The following is a 17208-nucleotide window of genomic DNA, read 5'->3' on the forward strand; positions in this document are numbered from 1 at the left end:
ATCATGGTGCCACCCTCGCGTCCCGCTGCGCCGCCAGGTGGCGGTGCAGCCGGGCCAGGCGCGCCTCGAGACGGTCGGCGGACACCTCCAGCTCGGTGAGGTGGTCACGCAGTACCTCGAGCTGGTGGCGTCCCGGGAGCAGGCGGGCCTCCTCGAAGAGATATTCGGAGAGGTCGGCACAGAACTCGTCGCGGGTGCGCAGCCCGAAGCGGCCCAGGCGACGCAGTCCCTCGGCCAGGCTGTGGGCGGGGAGGTCGCCCAGCCAGCGGGCCAGCTCGCCTTCCCAGTCCAGGTCGAGGTCGAGCAGCAGGTCGCGGGTCTGCTCCAGCAGGTGGATCCGGCCGCGCACCGCCAGGCGGCCCTGGAACATCAGCCGCTCCAGGTCGGCGCCGCCGAGCAGGGCGCCGGCGGTCTCGGCGTCCAGTTCCACCACGGCATCGAAGGCCTCCTCCGCCAGGTTATCGGGACGCAGCAGGTCGAGGCCGCCGGGGTGGAAGTGGACGGCCAGGGCCAGCTCGGGCCGCTCGAGGCGCAGCAGGAGTCGGTGGCCGGCGAGCCGTGCCAGCCGTGCCGGCGCCGCGGGGTCCCGGGCGAGCAGGGTGTTCAGGGTGCGCTCGAGGCCAGCCAGCAACAACATTACAACTTGATGCCGCGGTGCAGGGCGACGATGCCCCCGGTGAGGTTGGTGTACTCCACGCGCTCCAGGCCGGCGGCTTCCATCATCCCCTTGAGGGTCTCCTGGTCGGGGTGCATGCGGATCGACTCCGCCAGGTAGCGGTAGCTGTCGGCATCGTTGGCCACCACCTGGCCGATCCTCGGCAGCAGGCGGAAGGAGTACTCGTCGTAGGCCTTCGAGAGCAGCGGGTTGCGGGGCTTGGAGAACTCCAGCACCAGCAGGCGGCCGCCGGGCTTGAGCACCCGCGCCATGGAGCGCAGGGCGGCATCCTTGTCGGTGACGTTGCGCAGCCCGAAGGCGATGGTGATGCAGTCGAAGGTGTTGTCGGGGAAGGGCAGGGACTCGGCGTTGGCCTGCACATACTCGACGTTGCCGCCGACGCCGCTGTCGAGGAGCTTGTCGCGGCCGACGCGCAGCATCGACTCGTTGATGTCGGCCAGCACCACCCGCCCGCGGGGGCCCACCAGGCGGGAGAACTTGAGGGTCAGGTCGCCGGTGCCGCCGGCGATGTCGAGCACGCTGTGCCCGGGGCGCACCCCGGCGCGCTCGATGGTCAGGCGCTTCCACAGGCGATGGATGCCCATCGACATCAGGTCGTTCATGACGTCGTAGCGGGCCGCCACGGAGTGGAAGACGTCGGCCACTCGGGAGGCCTTCTCCTCGACGGGGACTTCCTGGTAGCCGAAGTGGGTCGTCTGCTGGTCCCTGGAGCTGGGGTTGGCGCTCATGCGATGGGGCTCCCGAATCGCTGCATGGGCGAGGCCGCTGCCTCGGATGGGCGCCATTGTAGCCTCCCGCGGCGGTGGTTGTCTTGACGCGAGGCCGGCTACAGCTGCTTGACCTCGATGCCCAGCGGCTCGCGGCTGGCGCCGGCTTCCTCCAGGCGCTTCAGGTAGTCCGCCCAGTTGGCCTCGCGATGCTCGATCAGCCACCACAGGTAGTCCCAGCTGAACAGGCCGCTGTCGTGGCCGTCGTCAAAATGCAGCTTCAGCGCATAGCGCCCGGACGGGGTGATGTCCTTGAGGCCGACGAACTTCTTGCCCACCTGGAGGGTGGCGGTATCGGGACCGTGGCCGCGCACCTCGGCCGAAGGGGAGAAGACCCGCAGGTACTCGATGGGCAGCCGATGCTGCTGGCCATCGGCATAGCCGAGCTCGAGCTCGCGGGCCTTGCGGTGGTAGTGCACTTGGGTGGGTATCGGGGCGCTCATAGGATATACCGCGACAGGTCCTCGTCCATGGCCAGCTCGCCGAGCTGGGAGTCCACGTAGGCGGCGTCGATGGTCAGCGGGCTGCCGATGTCGCTGCCGCGGAAGGAGGCCTCCTCCAGCAGGCGCTCCATCACGGTATGCAGGCGGCGTGCACCGATGTTCTCGGTGCCCTCGTTGACCTGCCAGGCGATCTGGGCGATGCGCGCGATGCCGTCGTCGGTGAAGGCGATCTCGAGCCCCTCGGTGGCCAGCAGCGCCTGGTACTGCTTGGTCAGCGCCGCGGAGGGCTCGGTGAGGATGCGCTTGAAGTCCTCCGGCGTCAGGGCGTTGAGCTCCACGCGGATCGGCAGGCGGCCCTGCAGCTCGGGAATCAGGTCCGAGGGGCGCGACAGGTGGAAGGCGCCGGAGGCGATGAACAGGATGTGGTCGGTCTTGACCATGCCGTACTTGGTGGAGACCGTGGAGCCCTCGATCAGCGGCAGCAGGTCGCGCTGCACCCCTTCCCGGGAGACCTCGCCGCCACTGCTCTGGCCGCTGCCCTTGGCCACCTTGTCGATCTCGTCGAGGAAGACGATGCCGTGCTGCTCCACCGCCTCGATGGCGCGGCTCTTGATCTCCTCCTCGTTGACCAGCTTGCCGGCCTCCTCGTCACGCAGCAGGGCGAAGGCATCCTTCACCGCCACCCGGCGGGTCTCGGTCTTCTGCTTGCCCATGCCGGAGAAGAGGCTGGAGAGCTGCTGGGTCATCTCCTCCATGCCCGGCGGGGTCATGATATCGACGTTGGGACCCTGCTGGGTCAGCTCGATGTCGATCTCCTTGTCGTCGAGCTGACCCTCGCGCAGCTTCTTGCGGAAGATCTGGCGAGTCGAGCTGTCCTGGCGGGGCTCATCCTCCTGGCCGCGGGGCGGCGGCAGCAGGGCGTCGAGGATGCGGTCCTCGGCGGCGTCCTCGGCGCGATGGCCGACCTCCTCCTTGGCCTGCTCGCGCACCAGCTTGATGGCGGCCTCGGTCAGGTCGCGGATGATCGAGTCGACGTCGCGGCCCACATAGCCCACCTCGGTGAACTTGGTGGCCTCCACCTTGATGAAAGGGGCGCGGGCCAGCTTGGCCAGGCGCCGGGCGATCTCGGTCTTGCCCACCCCGGTGGGGCCGATCATCAGGATGTTCTTGGGGGTTACCTCGTGGCGCAGGTCGGTGTCGAGCTGCATGCGACGCCAGCGGTTGCGCAGGGCGATGGCCACGGCGCGCTTGGCGTCCTGCTGGCCGATGATGAACTGGTCCAGGGCGTGGACGATCTCGCGGGGGGTCATCTGGGTCATGGGGGCGGCCTTCAGAGCGTTTCGAGGGTGACGTGGTGGTTGGTGAACACGCAGATGTCTCCGGCGATCTCCAGCGACTTCTCGGTGATCTCCTTCGCCGAGAGGTCGGTGTTCTCCAGCAGGGCGCGGGCGGCGGCCAGGGCGTAGTTGCCGCCGGAGCCGATGGCGATGATGCCGCGCTCGGGTTCCACCACGTCGCCGTTGCCGGTGATGATCAGCGAGGCGTCCTTGTTGGCCACGGCCAGCAGCGCTTCCAGGCGGCGCAGGGCGCGGTCGGTGCGCCAGTCCTTGGCCAGCTCCACGGCGGCCTTGACCAGGTTGCCCTGGTACTTCTCGAGCTGTGCCTCGAAGCGCTCGAAGAGGGTGAAGGCGTCGGCGGTGCCGCCGGCGAAGCCGGCCAGCACCTCGCCGCGATAGAGGCGGCGCACCTTGCTGGCGTTGCCCTTCATCACGGTGTTGCCCAGGGATACCTGGCCATCGCCGGCCAGGGCTACCTGATCACCGCGGCGCACGGAAACGATCGTGGTCATGGAGGGGACTCCTTGGGGGAGCGGGTGGCTCCCGATGACTGTCGGCGCCTCGGGGGTGGCCCGGGCGCCGTGAGTGGGCTTTCAGGGGAGGTGCGGGCGGGGCGTCGGGAATTCAAGCGTGCCCGCCCGGGGGCGCTCAGTTGTTGAGCCGGATCAGCAGCGGCTCGATGCCCTGGGTCACCATCAGGTCCTGGGCACGGCTGAGCTCGCGGTCGTCCTCGTAGGGGCCAACCTGGACGCGGTGCCAGGTCTCGCCGCCGCCCGCCTTGACCTCGCTGATCTGGGCCAGCAGGCCGAAGTCCCGCAGGCGGCCGCGCAGCTGCTGGGCATCACCGGGCTCACGGAAGGAGGCGGCCTGCAGCATGTAGCGATGGCCGGCAGCGCTGGCGGGGGCGGGCTCGGCGGCCGCCGGCTCGTTGCGCTCCACGGCAAGGTTGGCGGCGATGACCTGGGCGATGGGGTCCTCGCCGCCCTCGGCCACCTCCGGCTCCTCGGGGGGCGCCGGGGGGCGCGCCGTGGAGGCGGGCATCTCGCCCCGCGGGGCGATGACCTCGGACTCCGGCAGCAGGGTGTAGAACTCGAAGGTCGGCATCCTCGGCTCGCTGGGAGCCGCCGGCGCCGCGGGCTCGGACGGTGGGGCCGAGCGGGGTAGCACGGTGGCCAGCGGCGAGTCCTCCACCTGCCAGGGGGCGACGCCGTGCTGGTGCTGGGAGAGCAGGAAGCCGGCCACCAGGCCGGCCAGGCCCCATAGCCAGCCCGGCAGGCGCCACTCCCGGCGCGGGGCGCTGCGGGCCGTTCGACGGCTGGTAGTGGCGCCGCGTCGCTTCGGCGGCTGCTTGCGGGTGGCCATGGCTTACATCTCCTCCGGCGCGCCGACTCCCATCAGGTCGAGGCCGTTGCGCAGCACCTGTCGAGTGGCCAGGCCCAGGGCCAGGCGGGCGTTGCGCCGGGCGTCGTCCTCGACCATCACCTTTACCGCGTTGTAGCAGGTATGGAACTCGGCGGCGAGGTCGAGCAGGTACTGGGCGATCTGCTGGGGTTCCCGGGAGGCGGCGGCGTGCTCGACCGCCTCGGGGAAGCGGGCCAGGCGATTCATCACCGCCTTCTCCTGATCCTCCTCGAGCAGGCCCAGGCTCTGCATGGCCAGGCCGTGGTCGAAGGGCATCCCGTCGGCCTCGGCGCGGCGCAGCATGCTGCAGACACGGGCGTGGGCATACTGCACGTAGTAGACCGGATTGTCGTTGGACTGGGAACGGGCCAGGTCGATGTCGAAGGTGAGCTGGGAGTCCGCCCGCCGGGCGGCCAGGAAGAAGCGCGTGGCGTCGCGGCCCACCTCGTCGATCAGGTCGCGCACGGTCACGTAGCTCCCGGCGCGCTTGGAGAGCTTCACCTCGACTCCGGAGCGGGTGACCATCACCATCTGGTGCAGCACATAGTCGGGCCATCCGGCCGGGATGCCGGCCTCCAGGGCCTGCAGCCCCGCACGCACCCGGGTCACCGTGGAGTGGTGGTCGGCCCCCTGCTCGTTGATCACCGTCTCGAAGCCGCGCTGCCACTTGTCCAGGTGGTAGGCCACGTCGGGCAGGAAGTAGGTGTACTGGCCGTCGGACTTGCGCATCACCCGGTCCTTGTCGTCACCGAAGTCGGTGGTGCGCAGCCACAGGGCGCCATCCTGCTCGTAGGTGTGGCCCTTATCGATCAGCCGCTCGACGGTGGCCTCGACCTTGCCGTCCTGGTAGAGCGAGGACTCCAGGAAGTAGACGTCGAAGTGGACGCCGAAGGCCTTGAGGTCCAGGTCCTGCTCGCGGCGCAGGTAGGCCACGGCGAACTCCTGGATGGCCTCCAGGTCGTCCGGGTCGGCCTTGGCCGTGACGTGGCGGTCATCGGCATGCACCGTCTCGCCGGCCAGGTAGGCATTGGCCACGTCGATGATGTAGCCGCCGCGATAGCCATCGGCCGGCCAGCCGTCGTCGTCCGGGTCGAGGCCCTGGACCCGGGCCTGCACCGACAGCGCCAGGTTGCTGATCTGAGCGCCGGCGTCGTTGTAGTAGAACTCGCGGGTCACATCGAAGCCGGTGGCCTCGAGCAGGCGGCAGATGCAGTCGCCGATCGCCGCGCCACGGCCGTGGCCCACATGCAGCGGGCCGGTGGGGTTGGCGGAGACGAACTCTACCTGCACCTTGCGGCCCTGGCCGGTGAGGCTGCGGCCGAAGGCGTCGCCCGAATCGAGCACCTGGCGAATCACCTGGGCGGCGGCGTCGGTGGCGGCGAAGAAGTTGACGAAGCCGGGCCCGGCGATCTCCACCTTCTGCACCGCATCGCTCGCCGGCAGGGCGACCACCAGCGCCTCGGCCAGGTCGCGGGGCTTGCGCCCGGCGGGCTTGGCCAGCATCAGCGCCAGGTTGGTGGCGTAGTCGCCGTGGGACTTGTCGCGGGTCGGGTCGACCTTGATGGTCGGGGCCAGGTCGGCGGGCACGATGCCCTGCTGCTTGAGGCTGTCGAGGGCGTCCTCGAGCAGCGCAACGATGGTCTCTTTCATGGAGCGTCGGATGTCCTGTGGCGCCGGACGGGGCGAGCGGCCGATGAACCGGCGGTGACGAGCGCTCGCCCGCGGCGCGGGCATGAAACGGAGCCTGGAATGGGCACGGCCGGCCATTATCGGCAATTGTGGCGCGGCTTTAAAGGGCGGGCTTCAGCTGAGCGTCTGGGGATCGATATCCAGCGACCAGCGGGTACGGCGCGCCTCGGGGGTCGCCTCCAGCCAGCCGGTCAGCCAGGCGCCGGCCTCGTGGAGGTGGCTGCGGCGCTCGCTGGCCAGCATCAGCTGCAGGTGGTAGCGATTCTGGCGGCGCTCCATGGGGGCCGGCACCGGACCCAGGCAGTCCACCGGCAGCTCGCGTTCGGCCAGCCAGTCGCGCAGGGCGCCGGCGGCGCGCCCGGCCAGTGCCGCCACCGCCTCCTCCCGGGGGCTCTCCAGGCGCAGCAGGGCCAGGAAGCGGAAGGGCGGCAGGCCGGCGGCGCGGCGCTCGTCCAGCAGCCGCTCGGCCAGGGCGGCATAGCCCTGCTCGGCCAGCCGTCGCAGGTGCGGGTCGTCGCCGTGCAGGGTCTGCACCAGCACCCGGCCGGGGTGGGCGGCTCGCCCGGCTCGCCCGGCCACCTGGACCAGCAGCTGGGCGCTCTGCTCCAGGGCGCGGAAGTCGCTGGCATAGAGGCCCGCGTCGGCGTTGACCACCACCACCAGGGTGACATGGGGCAGGTGGTGTCCCTTGGCCAGCATCTGGGTGCCGACCAGCAGGCAGGGCTCGCCGCGGTGGACCTCGCCGAGCACGCGTTCGAAGGCATCGCGGCGACGGGTGCTGTCGCGGTCGATGCGGTGCACCGGGACCTCGGGGAAGAGCGCCGCCAGGGTCTCCTCGGTGCGTTCGGTGCCGCTGCCCAGCGGGCGCAGGTCGATGCTGCCGCACTCGGGGCAGGCGTCCGGCAGGACGCGACGCCGATCGCAGTGGTGGCAGGCCAGCAGCGGCGGCTGGCGATGGAGGGTCATGCGGGCGTCGCAGTGGTCGCACTCGGCCAGCCAGCCGCAGGCGTGGCAGGCCAGAGTCGGGGCGAAGCCGCGGCGATTGATGAAGACCAGGACCTGGTGGCCGGCGGCCAGGGTCTCGCGGATGGCCTCGATCACCGGGGGAATCAGGCCGCCCTGGCGGGGGCGGCCGCGCAGGTCGACGAGCTCGAGCCTTGCCGGGGGGTGGCGGCTGGCGCGCCGGGTCAGGTGGAGGTGACGCCAGTCGCCGCTGCGGGCCCGGGCCAGGCTCTCCAGCGACGGCGTGGCGCTGCCCAGCAGCACCGGGATGCCGTGGCGATGGGCGCGGGCCACGGCCAGGTCCCGAGCGTGATAGCGCAGGCCGTCCTGCTGCTTGTAGGAGCCGTCGTGCTCCTCGTCGACGATGATCGCGCCGGGACTCGCCAGGGGCGTGAAGATCGCCGAGCGGGTGCCGATCACGATGGGCGCACGGCCGCTGGCGGCGGCTTCCCAGGCATCCAGGCGTTCGTGGTCGGTGAGCCCCGAGTGCAGTGCCACCACCGGCACCCGGAAGCGCTGGCGGAAGCGGGCCAGGGTCTGGGGGGTGAGGCCGATCTCCGGCACCAGCACCAGGGCCTGCCGGCCCCGGCCCACCGCCGCCTCGATCAGCTGCAGGTAGACCTCGGTCTTGCCGCTGCCGGTGACGCCCTCCAGCAGGCAGGGGTGGTAGGCATCGAGGTGCTCGTGGAGGGCGGCCAGGGCCACGGCCTGCTCGCGGTTGAGGGGCAGGGCCGGTTCGGCCAGCAGGTGGTCGGGGTCGCCCTGCCAGCGGGCGGTGCGGGGTTCCTCGAGGCGCTCGACGAGTCCCTTGTCGGCCAGGGCGCGGAGCTGCTCGCGGGTAAAGGACTGGGCGAGCACGGCCTGGCTCCCCAGGCCCTGGGGGTGCTGGCACAGCATGGCCAGCAGCTCGGCCTGGCGTGGGGCCCGAGCCACCGCCGGCGGCGCTTCTCCCCGGCCGGCCGGCGTGACCCGCCAGCGCTCCCGGGTGCGGGCCTCCAGCGGGCGGCCCTGGCGCAGCAGCACGGGCATGGCCTGCTGCAGGGTGTCGCCCAGGGAGTGCTGGTAGTAGCGGGCGGTGAAGCGGCACAGCCACAGCCAGTCCTCGGGCAGCGGCAGGCTGTCGAGGCAGGCCGATACCGGCTTGAGCTCGGCGAGCGGCAGTTCGCTGGTCTCCCGGCAGGCCATCACCACGCCGACGACCTGGCGCCGGCCGAAGGGCACGCGCACCCGCAGGCCGGGCCGCCAGCCGTCGGGCGGCCCCTCCCGGCAGGGGCGATAGTCGAACAGTCGGCGCAGGGGTGAGGGGATCGCGATGCCCAGCACTCGGGGGGCGGGTGGCGGGGATGTGGGCAATTGGCCTCCGGCGTCGGAACTGCTAGAATGCTGCGCCTCCCCGCCATGTCGAGCGTGGCCGGGGGGCAGACCGGTTTGCATGTTACGGTTCACAGTCAACCGATAGACAACCCGTATGCGGTGCCTGGCAGACGATCAGGTGGCGGCATACAGCATCATGAGGCTCAAGATGAAACAAGGTATCCATCCGGAATACAAGACGGTCAACGCGACCTGCTCCTGTGGCGCCAGCTTCGAGGTTGGTTCCACCTCGGGCCATGACTTCTCCCTGGACGTCTGCTCCCAGTGTCACCCCTTCTACACCGGCAAGCAGAAGCAGGCGACTACCGGTGGCCGAGTCGAGCGCTTCAACAAGCGCTTCGGTGCCGCCATGAAGCGGGGCTGATCACCGCCCGCTCCGCGTCGCCCGCGACCGTCGAAGAGACCCGCCCACCGTGGCGGGTCTCTTTTTGTCCGGGCTTTCGGCCCGGGTTCATCACGGTGCCACCGGGTGGTGCCGCCGGGTCGATAAGCAATGCATTATGGCTGGCGCTGCATGCATAAGTTGCAGCAAATGTCGACGAACGGCGTCAAACGAGCGTACAACAGGCGGGAAGTGGTGCGCAGTTGAGATATGGAAGTTTTTTCTATATTCTGGAGGGACTCCCTTCACTCTGACCCGGAACTTCAGCATGACTGATGCACGACAGGCGGCGCTGGACTATCACGCGAAACCCATCCCCGGAAAGCTGTCGGTGGAGCTGACCAAGCCCACCGCCACGGCGAAGGATCTCGCCCTGGCCTACAGCCCGGGCGTCGCGGAGCCGTGTCGTGAGATCGCGCGGGACCCCGAGAACGCCTACCGCTACACCGGCAAGGGCAACCTGGTCGCCGTGATCTCCGACGGCTCGGCGATCCTGGGGCTGGGCAACCTGGGTGCCCTGGCCAGCAAGCCGGTCATGGAGGGCAAGGGCGTGCTCTTCAAGCGTTTCGCCGGCATCAACTCGGTGGACATCGAGGTGAACGCCGAGAGCCCCCAGGCCTTCATCGACACCGTGGCGCGCATCGCCGACACCTGGGGCGGCATCAACCTCGAGGACATCAAGGCCCCGGAGTGCTTCGAGATCGAGCAGGCGCTCATCGAGCAGTGCAGCATCCCGGTGTTCCATGACGACCAGCACGGTACCGCCATCGTCACCGCGGCGGGCATGCTCAACGCCCTGGAGATTGCCGGCAAGGCGCTGGACGAGGCCCGCATCGTCTGCATGGGCGCCGGTGCGGCGGCCATTGCCTGCATGAAGCTGCTGGTCGCCTGCGGCGCCCGCGCCGAGAACATCGTGATGCTCGACCGCAAGGGGGTGATCCATACCGGTCGCGAGGATCTCAACCAGTACAAGGCGATGTTCGCCGCGGACACCGACAAGCGCACCCTCGATGATGCCATCGACGGTGCCGACGTGTTCGTCGGGCTCTCCGGCCCGGGCCTGATGACGGCCGACCACATTCGCAAGATGGCCCCCAATCCGGTGGTCTTCGCCTGCACCAACCCGGACCCCGAGATCCATCCGGACCTGGCCCGCGAGACCCGTCCCGACGTGATCATGGCCACCGGGCGCTCCGACTACCCGAACCAGGTCAACAACGTGCTGGGCTTTCCCTTCATCTTCCGCGGTGCCCTGGACGTCCGTGCCACCCGCATCAACGAGGAGATGAAGGTCGCCGCGGTGCATGCCCTCAAGGACCTGGCCCGCGAGCCGGTGCCCCAGGAGGTGCTGGATGCCTACGAGATGGAGTCGATGGCCTTCGGTCGCGACTACATCATCCCGACCCCGGTGGACGTGCGCCTGCTCGAGCGCATCACCTCGGCGGTGGCCCAGGCAGCGGTGGACTCCGGCGTGGCGCGCCGCCCCTACCCGTCCCACTATCCGCTGAAGAGCGTGGATGACGTCTACGGCGTGTAACGACGGCGTGTCATGATGGCGCCTGTGTCGCGCCATCGGCGCCTGCCGCCATGTTGGTCACGACGACGCCGGCCCTCGGGCCGGCGTCGTCGTGTCTCGAGGGGGCTACCAGCGGTAGAGCAGCGAGGCGCTGGTGGTGTGGTCGGTGCGCGCCTCGGCGGTATCGGGCGGCTGGGAGTTACGCTTGATCTCGTGGGAGAGGCGCAGGGCGAGGCGTGAGTTGAGGCGTGCGGTGAGCGATGACAGCGAGCGAGACGTGGTGTTGTCGTCGGTGGCTTCTACCGACAGCTCCTGGGCCAGGGTGGTGGTGTCGGTAGCCTCCAGTTCCCAGGCCAGGGCGCCATAGGCGACCGCCAGCGACAGGTTCTCCTCCTGGTCGATGCGGTCATGACGATAGCCCGGGCCGGCCTCCAGCGAGAGCCGCTGGGCCTCGCTGTCGATCAGGTCGCGGCCATAGCCGGCGATGGTGGTGAACTGCTGGTCGTAGCCGCCGAAGCGGTCCTTCTCCCAGCGGGCGAAGCCGAACAGGTAGTGGGGCCCCTCCAGGTCGTAGCGCTCTCTCCCGGCCAGCAGGTACTGCTCGGCGCTGGTCTCGCCGTCGCGGGCCACGTGGCGGACCTCGCCGCGCAGGGTGTGGGTCCAGTCCCCGGTCAGCCAGGTGAGGCGTCCCTTGGCGATCAGGGTCTGGCTGTCGGTGTTGCCGCTGAGCTGGGTGAAGCCCAGTTCGGTATCGCCGCTGAAGGTGCTGGCATCCTCGGCGGGTGGCGGCGGGGCGTAGAACGGGCTCGCCTGGGCACCGCCGGCCAGCAGGGCCAGTCCGTACAGCAGGGGGCGGAGTGACGGGGCGGGGTGGGGCATGTCGTGCTTCCTGGAGTTGCCGGTTGACGGTGGCCGCCGGAGCAGCCGTCGCGGTTGGCAGACGAGACGGGCGGCGTCCCTGCCGCCCGGGGTGCCGCGGCGCTAGAAGATCGCCTCGTAGGAGCCGGTGCCCTGGGAGCCGCTGCGCTGCTCCACCTCGGTGTCGACGCGACGCGGCTGGACGCTGGGCAGGTGGTCCGGGTGGAAGATCTCGCTGATGCCACCGCCCTGGCCGTCGGAGAGCCGGCGGCCGGTGTCCGGATCGACCCGGGCGGTCACCAGGTTGGCAGGAGCGTCGGGGCGCGCCTCGGGCCGCCCGTCGAGGGCGTCGCGCATGAAGCCGATCCAGATCGGCAGGGCGGCGTTGGCGCCGTACTCCGCCGTGGTCTCGTTGTTGTCCTTGCCCACCCAGACGGTGGCGACCAGGTCGCTGTTGTAGCCGGCGAACCAGGCGTCGCGCTGCCCGTTGGTGGTGCCGGTCTTGCCGACGATGTCCTCTCGGCCCAGCTCCAGGGCGGCACGGCCGGTGCCGCTCTCGATCACGTCACGCAGCATGTCGCGCAGGATGTAGACGGCGGTCGGATCGGCGACCCGCGGCGCCACGGGGTGCCGACGTCCGTCGATCTCCACCTCGGTCTGGCCGTCGCGGCACTCGCGACAGGCCACGGCCGGCAGGGCCTCCTCCAGCACGTTGGCATCGTCGCCGCGGGTGATCCGTTCGATGAACCAGGGGGCGACCTGGAAGCCGCCGTTGGCCAGCACCGCGTAGGCGTTGGTCATCTCCAGCGGCGTCAGGTCGGCGCTGCCCAGGGCCAGCGACAGGCCGCGGGGAAGGCGGCTCTCGGCGAAGCCGAAGCCTTCCAGGAAGTCGATGGTGGCATCCAGGCCCACCTGCTGCAGCACCCGGATGGTCACCAGGTTACGCGAGCGGGCCAGGGCCACGCGCAGGCGGGTCGGGCCGAGGAAGTCGCCACTGGAGTTGACCGGGCGCCAGATCTCGCTGCTGCCATCCTGCAGCACCACGGGAGCGTCGTTGACCACGCTGGCGGCATTCATCAGGCCGCTGTCCAGCGCGGCGAGGTAGACGAAGGGCTTGAAGATCGAGCCGGACTGGCGCTGGGCCTGCACGGCGCGATTGAACTTGCTGGCCTGGAAGCTGAAGCCTCCCTGCAGGGCCAGGATGGCGCCGGTATCGGGATGCATCACCACCAGCGAGCCCTCGGCGTCAGGGCGCTGGGCCAGCCGCAGGCTGCCGTCCTCGCGCTCCAGCACGCGGACCAGGTCGCCGGAGGCAGCGATCTCGGCCGCGGAGCCGGGTTCGGGGCCGCGGGCCCGCGGGCTGCGGTAGGCGCGGGCCCAGCTGAGGCCGTCCCAGGCGAGGGTGTGCAGCTCGCCGCCCCGGGTCATGACGCGCATCTCGCGGCCCTCGCTCGCCACCACGATGGCCGGCTGGAGCGGGCCGAAGCCGGGCGTGCGCTCCAGCACCTGGAGCCAGTTGCTGACGTCGCCGTCGAGGCCCTCGACCTCGGTCTGGCTGCGCTCGGCGGCGCGACGGGCGGTCTCGAGCACCTCGGGGGACTCGTCCAGCTCCTCCTCCAGGCCGCGACGCTCGGTGCGCTCCTGAGCCTCCACCAGGCTCGGCGGGATGTCGCGCTGCTCGGCCCCGCGCCAGCCGTGGCGGGTGTCGTAGGCGATCAGGCCATCGGCCAGGGCGCGCCGGGCGAAGGGCTGCAGCTCGCTGTCCAGGGTGGTGTGGATGCGATAGCCGCCGGTATAGGCCTCGTCGCCGAACCGCTCCACGGCGAACTGGCGGGCCATCTCGGCCACGTAGTCGGCATCCACCTCGGTCTGGGCGATGTAGCGGCGGGCGGTGATCGGTGCCTGCACGGCCTCCTCGTAGGCGGCCTGGTCGATATGGCCCAGCTCCCGCATGCGGTAGAGGATCCAGTTGCGGCGGATCAGCGAGCGCTCCGGGTTGGCCAGCGGGTTGAAGGACGAAGGGGCCTTGGGCAGGCCGGCGATCATCGCCTTCTCGGCCAGGGTCAGCTCGGCCAGCGGGCGGTTGTAGTAGATCTCGGCAGCGGCCGCGATGCCGTAGGCCCGGTTGCCGAGGAAGATCTTGTTGACGTAGAGCTCGAGGATCTCCTCCTTGCTGAGCAGCTGCTCCATCTGCAGGGCGAGCAGGATCTCGCGGATCTTGCGGGTGAAGGTGCGGTCCAGGGTCAGCAGATAGTTGCGCGCCACCTGCATGGTGATGGTGGAGCCGCCCGACTGGATGTCGCCGCCGCTGGCGACCAGCTCGAGGCCGGCGCGGGCCAGGCCACGGGGGTCGACGCCGCGATGCTCGAAGTAGCCGGCGTCCTCGGCGGCCAGCAGGGCCTGGATGAACTCCTCGGGAATCTCGTCATAGTCCACCGGCATGCGGCGTTCCTCGCCGAACTCGCCGATCAACTTGCCGTCGCGGGTGAAGACGCGCAGCGGGGAGTGCAGCTCGAAATCCTGCAGCTGGCGGACATCGGGCAGGCCGGGGGCGAAGTAGAGGGCGGCACCCACCACCCCCAGCGCCGTGGCCGCCGTCAACGAGACCAGCAGCCAGGCGATGGAAAAGAGGAGTGTTCTGAGAAACGTCATGAAATCGCGGTATCCATGCAGGGAACTGGAGCGGAACGGGGGCGATGGAGGTCACGTCCGGTTGCGCCGCCATTATAGGAAGCCCGGCGGGTGGTCACCAGCGTTGACCGTGCAGGTATGAGGATTGCCGTGTGAGATCCAGCAATATCATGTAACCTCTGCTTACAGGGTGGGGATCAACCCCGAGGCTCAGGCTCCTCGGTCGAGGAGGATGGGCGATATAACAAGCGGCAAGCCGCATGGATCAGGCAGGGGCATGACCGAGATGCGACTCAGGGCATCCAGCAAGGGACTGATCGGTGTCGATATCACCTCGGCCACCGTCAAGCTCGTGGAACTCCGGCGCGCTGGCGCCAGCTACCAGGTCGAGAGCTACGCCGTACGGCCGCTGCGCGAGGGCGCCGTGGTCGAGCGGCGCATCCATGACATGGGCGAGGTGGTCGACGCGATCTCCCGCGCCGTCCAGCAGGCCAAGCCACATTCCAAACGCGTGGTGGTGGCGGTGCCGGCCAGCGCAGCCATCACCAAGACGCTCACGCTGCCCGCCTCGCTCACCGATGACGAGATCGAGGCGCGCATTCAACTCGATTCCGACAAGCACATCCCGTTTCCGTTCAACGAGGTCGCCTTCGACTTCCAGCGGCTGGGCCTCAACGCGCGCTATGCCGACCAGCAGGACGTGCTGCTGGTGGCCTGCCGGCAGCAGGACGTCAGCCAGCTGACCGACGCGGTCCTGCAGGCCGGGCTGTCTCCCGAGGCCGTCGACGTGGAGACCTTCGCCATGGAGCGGGCCTTCACCGAGGTGCGCCATCAGCTGCCGCCGCTCAGCGACGAGCAGGACTGCGTGGCTCTGGTGGATATCGGGGCCACCATGAACACCTTCCACGTGTTGAGGGAAGGGCGCGTGGTCTACAGCCGCGACACCGTCTTCGGCGGACGCCAGCTCACCGATGAGATCCGCAACCGCTACGGGCTGAGCCTCGACGAGGCGGGCCTGGCCAAGAAGCGCGGCGGGCTGCCCGAGGACTATCAGCGCAGCGTGCTCGACCCCTTCCTCGATACCCTGGTGCAGCAGGTGGGACGCTCGCTGCAGCTCTACTATACGGCCGGTCGCAAGCAGGAGGTGCGGCACATGGTGCTGGCCGGCGGCTCCAGCGTCATCCCCGGCCTGGCCGAGCGCCTGGCCCGGGAGAGTGGCATGGAGGTATCGATCGCCAACCCCCTGCAGCGCATGAAGGTCAATACCCGCATCGACGTACAGACGCTGTCCGGTGACGCACCGGCCATGCTCACGGCCTGCGGCCTGGCAATGAGGTCCCGCTCATGACGATCGAGATCAACCTGCTGCCCTGGCGAGAGGAGCTGCGGGCCCGTCGCAGCAAGCGCTTCTACCTGGCCCTGGCCCTGGCCGCCGTGGTCGGCCTGGGCGGCGGCTACGGGATGACCTGGTACTACGAGCAGGAGCGCGAGGCGCAGCAGCAGCGCAACGCCCATATCCAGGCCCAGAGCCGCCAGCTCGATGCGGCGATCCGCGAGATCAGCGAGCTCGAGGCGATCCGCGAGCAGATGCTCGAGCAGGTCCGGATCTTCACCGAGCTGCAGATGGGGCGAACCCAGACCGTCCACGTGTTCAGCGACCTCACCACCAGCCTGGTCGACGGGGTGCACTACACCCAGCTCAGCCGTCAGGGCGACAGCCTGCGCCTGGCCGGACTGGCGGAAGACAACCGCCAGGTCTCCGACCAGCTGCGGGCGCTGGCCGCGGCAGGGTCATTCACGGTGCCGGTGCTCTCCGAGGTGGAGGCCGAGGGCGGCGGCGAGCGTCGCCGGTTCAGCCTGAGCATGAGCCAACGGCTGCCGGAGAGCGTCGAGGAGAACGCGTCGGGAAGCGAGTCGGCGGGGGAGGGAACATGAGTCTCAAGGGAGAGATGCGCCGCCTGCGCGAGCTGGACTGGCGCGAGCTGGATATCAAGGAGGCGGGCGGCTGGCCCTGGTCGCTGCAGCTGTTCAGCTGCCTGCTGGTGCTGGGGCTGACCTTCGCCGGGATGCACTGGTACCTGGCCGCCCCGGCCAAGGAGGAGCTGGACCGGGTGCGGGGCGAGGAGGCCGGGCTGGTCCGTGACTACCGCAGCAAGGCCGCCCAGGCCGCCAACCTGGAGGTGATGCGCGAGCAGATGAGCGTGCTGGAGGGTCGCATGGGCGAACTGCGCGAGATGCTGCCCACCGGTGCCGAGGTGCCGTCGCTGATCGACAACATCAGCGAGACCGCCATCGACAACCAGCTCTCCATCGACTTCATTCGGCTGCGCAGCCCGGCGACCCGCGAGCACTATGTCGAGCAGCCCTTCGACATCCAGGTGCAGGGGGACTACCACCGCATCGCCGCCTTCCTGGCCGGGGTGGCCGGGCTGCCACGCATCGTCACCCTGCATGACATGACCCTGTCGCCCGAGGGCGGCAGCGGCCAGCGGCTGCGGCTCTCGATGCTGGCGCGGACCTACAGCTACCGGCAGGGTGAGGAGGGCGCGCCATGACGCCGACACGCAGGACTCTCGGCATTGCCGGCGCTGCGCTGCTGCTGGGGCTGACCGGGTGTGCCGATCCGCAGCTGGGGGCGCTGGACCGTGAGCTGGCCTCGATCCGCAGCAACCCGGGGCCGACGCCCAGCGTCGAGCTCCCCGATATTCCGGAGTACGAGCCGGTGCCCTACGACGAGGCCGACCGGCGCAGCCCCTTCATCGCCCGGCTGCCCGAGGCCGAGCAGCCGCCGCAGGGCTCGGAGGAGCTGGCGCCGGATCTTACCCGTCCGCGTGAGCCGCTCGAGGCCTTCGGGCTCGGTCAGCTCGACCTGGTGGGGACTCTCACCCACGGCGGACAGCCCTCGGCGCTGGTGCGCTCGCCTGATGGTCAGGTGCACCGACTGCGGGTCGGCAATCACATGGGAACGGATTTCGGGCGCATCGTCAGCATCACCTCGTCGTCGGTGCAGCTGGTCGAGGTGGTGCCCACCGGGCGAGGCGGCTGGATCGAACGCACGACGCAGCTGACGCTGAACGACTAGAAAGCGAATCGCCGTGCCGCCGGCAGGGGCGGCGTGGCGTCAAGCGGGGG

The 17208-nt window shown here is 69.9% G+C and carries 16 protein-coding genes; 6 read left to right on the forward strand and 10 right to left on the reverse strand.

Annotation, left to right across the window (positions count from 1 at the left end; translation table 11 throughout):
- Position 1: 1 nt before the first annotated feature.
- The 8 genes from NFC98_RS02385 to NFC98_RS02420 all read right to left on the reverse strand — a co-directional run bounded on the left by NFC98_RS02385 (position 2) and on the right by NFC98_RS02420 (position 8668).
- Positions 2–637, reverse strand: coding sequence for an SCP2 domain-containing protein (locus NFC98_RS02385; protein ID WP_254276582.1), 636 nt, complete (start codon positions 635–637; stop codon positions 2–4).
- A complete protein-coding gene (ubiE, locus tag NFC98_RS02390; RefSeq protein ID WP_254276583.1) occupies positions 637–1404 on the reverse strand; it encodes a bifunctional demethylmenaquinone methyltransferase/2-methoxy-6-polyprenyl-1,4-benzoquinol methylase UbiE in 768 nt (255 codons plus the stop codon). The genes NFC98_RS02385 and ubiE overlap by 1 nt, the downstream gene beginning before the upstream one ends.
- A gap of 98 nt (positions 1405–1502) precedes the next feature.
- Positions 1503–1886 (reverse strand): gamma-butyrobetaine hydroxylase-like domain-containing protein, encoded by a 384-nt coding sequence (locus tag NFC98_RS02395; protein WP_254276584.1) that lies wholly within the window; start codon positions 1884–1886, stop codon positions 1503–1505.
- Complete coding sequence (gene hslU, locus NFC98_RS02400) at positions 1883–3205, reverse strand: ATP-dependent protease ATPase subunit HslU (protein ID WP_254276585.1); 1323 nt, start codon at positions 3203–3205, stop codon at positions 1883–1885. Before hslU ends, NFC98_RS02395 begins: the two co-directional genes overlap by 4 nt.
- An 11-nt stretch (positions 3206–3216) precedes the next feature.
- Positions 3217–3735 (reverse strand): ATP-dependent protease subunit HslV, encoded by a 519-nt coding sequence (gene hslV, locus NFC98_RS02405; RefSeq protein WP_181513609.1) that lies wholly within the window; start codon positions 3733–3735, stop codon positions 3217–3219.
- Between the two features lie 136 nt (positions 3736–3871).
- On the reverse strand, positions 3872–4585 hold the full coding sequence (locus NFC98_RS02410; RefSeq protein ID WP_254276586.1) for an SPOR domain-containing protein: 714 nt from the start codon (positions 4583–4585) through the stop codon (positions 3872–3874).
- A 3-nt stretch (positions 4586–4588) separates the two neighbouring features.
- Complete coding sequence (argS, locus tag NFC98_RS02415) at positions 4589–6274, reverse strand: arginine--tRNA ligase (protein ID WP_254276587.1); 1686 nt, start codon at positions 6272–6274, stop codon at positions 4589–4591.
- A 153-nt stretch (positions 6275–6427) separates the two neighbouring features.
- Positions 6428–8668 (reverse strand): primosomal protein N', encoded by a 2241-nt coding sequence (locus NFC98_RS02420; protein WP_254276588.1) that lies wholly within the window; start codon positions 8666–8668, stop codon positions 6428–6430.
- A gap of 169 nt (positions 8669–8837) precedes the next feature.
- On the opposite strand from NFC98_RS02420, the gene rpmE reads away from it, so the two are divergent.
- Both rpmE and NFC98_RS02430 read left to right on the forward strand, forming a co-directional pair.
- Complete coding sequence (gene rpmE / locus NFC98_RS02425) at positions 8838–9053, forward strand: 50S ribosomal protein L31 (RefSeq protein WP_254276589.1); 216 nt, start codon at positions 8838–8840, stop codon at positions 9051–9053.
- 286 nt (positions 9054–9339) lie between these two features.
- Positions 9340–10608, forward strand: coding sequence for a malic enzyme-like NAD(P)-binding protein (locus NFC98_RS02430; RefSeq protein ID WP_254276590.1), 1269 nt, complete (start codon positions 9340–9342; stop codon positions 10606–10608).
- Between the two features lie 105 nt (positions 10609–10713).
- On the opposite strand, the gene NFC98_RS02435 is transcribed toward NFC98_RS02430, so the two are convergent.
- Positions 10714–11466: a YdiY family protein gene (locus NFC98_RS02435; protein ID WP_254276591.1), complete on the reverse strand. Its 753-nt coding sequence runs from the start codon at positions 11464–11466 to the stop codon at positions 10714–10716.
- Between the two features lie 102 nt (positions 11467–11568).
- Entirely contained in the window at positions 11569–14097 is a 2529-nt protein-coding gene (locus NFC98_RS02440) for a penicillin-binding protein 1A (protein ID WP_254276592.1), read from the reverse strand.
- A gap of 265 nt (positions 14098–14362) precedes the next feature.
- On the opposite strand from NFC98_RS02440, the gene pilM reads away from it, so the two are divergent.
- Genes pilM through NFC98_RS02460 form a run of 4 tightly spaced genes read left to right on the forward strand, consistent with a single transcriptional unit; the run spans position 14363 to position 17158 of the window.
- Positions 14363–15424 carry a type IV pilus assembly protein PilM gene (gene pilM, locus NFC98_RS02445; protein ID WP_254277764.1) on the forward strand — a complete coding sequence of 354 codons (1062 nt, stop codon included), beginning with the start codon at positions 14363–14365 and terminating at the stop codon, positions 15422–15424.
- A complete protein-coding gene (locus tag NFC98_RS02450) occupies positions 15421–16011 on the forward strand; it encodes a PilN domain-containing protein (protein ID WP_254276593.1) in 591 nt (196 codons plus the stop codon). Before pilM ends, NFC98_RS02450 begins: the two co-directional genes overlap by 4 nt.
- Positions 16008–16631 carry a type 4a pilus biogenesis protein PilO gene (locus NFC98_RS02455; RefSeq protein WP_254276594.1) on the forward strand — a complete coding sequence of 208 codons (624 nt, stop codon included), beginning with the start codon at positions 16008–16010 and terminating at the stop codon, positions 16629–16631. The genes NFC98_RS02450 and NFC98_RS02455 overlap by 4 nt, the downstream gene beginning before the upstream one ends.
- Positions 16628–17158 (forward strand): pilus assembly protein PilP, encoded by a 531-nt coding sequence (locus NFC98_RS02460; RefSeq protein ID WP_254276595.1) that lies wholly within the window; start codon positions 16628–16630, stop codon positions 17156–17158. The genes NFC98_RS02455 and NFC98_RS02460 overlap by 4 nt, the downstream gene beginning before the upstream one ends.
- Positions 17159–17208: the final 50 nt, after the last annotated feature.

Source organism: Halomonas sp. 3H (assembly GCF_024206005.1).
Classification (GTDB): Bacteria; Pseudomonadota; Gammaproteobacteria; order Pseudomonadales; family Halomonadaceae; genus Halomonas; species Halomonas campaniensis.

Bases quoted from the DNA above. Each gene is read 5' to 3' on its own strand.
- NFC98_RS02440 (WP_254276592.1), bottom strand. From the start codon at position 14,097: ATGACGTTTCTCAGAACACTCCTCTTTTCCATCGCCTGGCTGCTGGTC.
- NFC98_RS02455 (WP_254276594.1), top strand. From the start codon at position 16,008: ATGAGTCTCAAGGGAGAGATGCGCCGCCTGCGCGAGCTGGACTGGCGC.
- NFC98_RS02435 (WP_254276591.1), bottom strand. From the start codon at position 11,466: ATGCCCCACCCCGCCCCGTCACTCCGCCCCCTGCTGTACGGACTGGCC.
- pilM (WP_254277764.1), top strand. From the start codon at position 14,363: ATGCGACTCAGGGCATCCAGCAAGGGACTGATCGGTGTCGATATCACC.
- NFC98_RS02450 (WP_254276593.1), top strand. From the start codon at position 15,421: ATGACGATCGAGATCAACCTGCTGCCCTGGCGAGAGGAGCTGCGGGCC.
- ubiE (WP_254276583.1), bottom strand. From the start codon at position 1,404: ATGAGCGCCAACCCCAGCTCCAGGGACCAGCAGACGACCCACTTCGGC.
- hslU (WP_254276585.1), bottom strand. From the start codon at position 3,205: ATGACCCAGATGACCCCCCGCGAGATCGTCCACGCCCTGGACCAGTTC.
- rpmE (WP_254276589.1), top strand. From the start codon at position 8,838: ATGAAACAAGGTATCCATCCGGAATACAAGACGGTCAACGCGACCTGC.
- NFC98_RS02430 (WP_254276590.1), top strand. From the start codon at position 9,340: ATGACTGATGCACGACAGGCGGCGCTGGACTATCACGCGAAACCCATC.
- NFC98_RS02410 (WP_254276586.1), bottom strand. From the start codon at position 4,585: ATGGCCACCCGCAAGCAGCCGCCGAAGCGACGCGGCGCCACTACCAGC.
- NFC98_RS02460 (WP_254276595.1), top strand. From the start codon at position 16,628: ATGACGCCGACACGCAGGACTCTCGGCATTGCCGGCGCTGCGCTGCTG.
- hslV (WP_181513609.1), bottom strand. From the start codon at position 3,735: ATGACCACGATCGTTTCCGTGCGCCGCGGTGATCAGGTAGCCCTGGCC.
- argS (WP_254276587.1), bottom strand. From the start codon at position 6,274: ATGAAAGAGACCATCGTTGCGCTGCTCGAGGACGCCCTCGACAGCCTC.
- NFC98_RS02395 (WP_254276584.1), bottom strand. From the start codon at position 1,886: ATGAGCGCCCCGATACCCACCCAAGTGCACTACCACCGCAAGGCCCGC.
- NFC98_RS02385 (WP_254276582.1), bottom strand. From the start codon at position 637: ATGTTGTTGCTGGCTGGCCTCGAGCGCACCCTGAACACCCTGCTCGCC.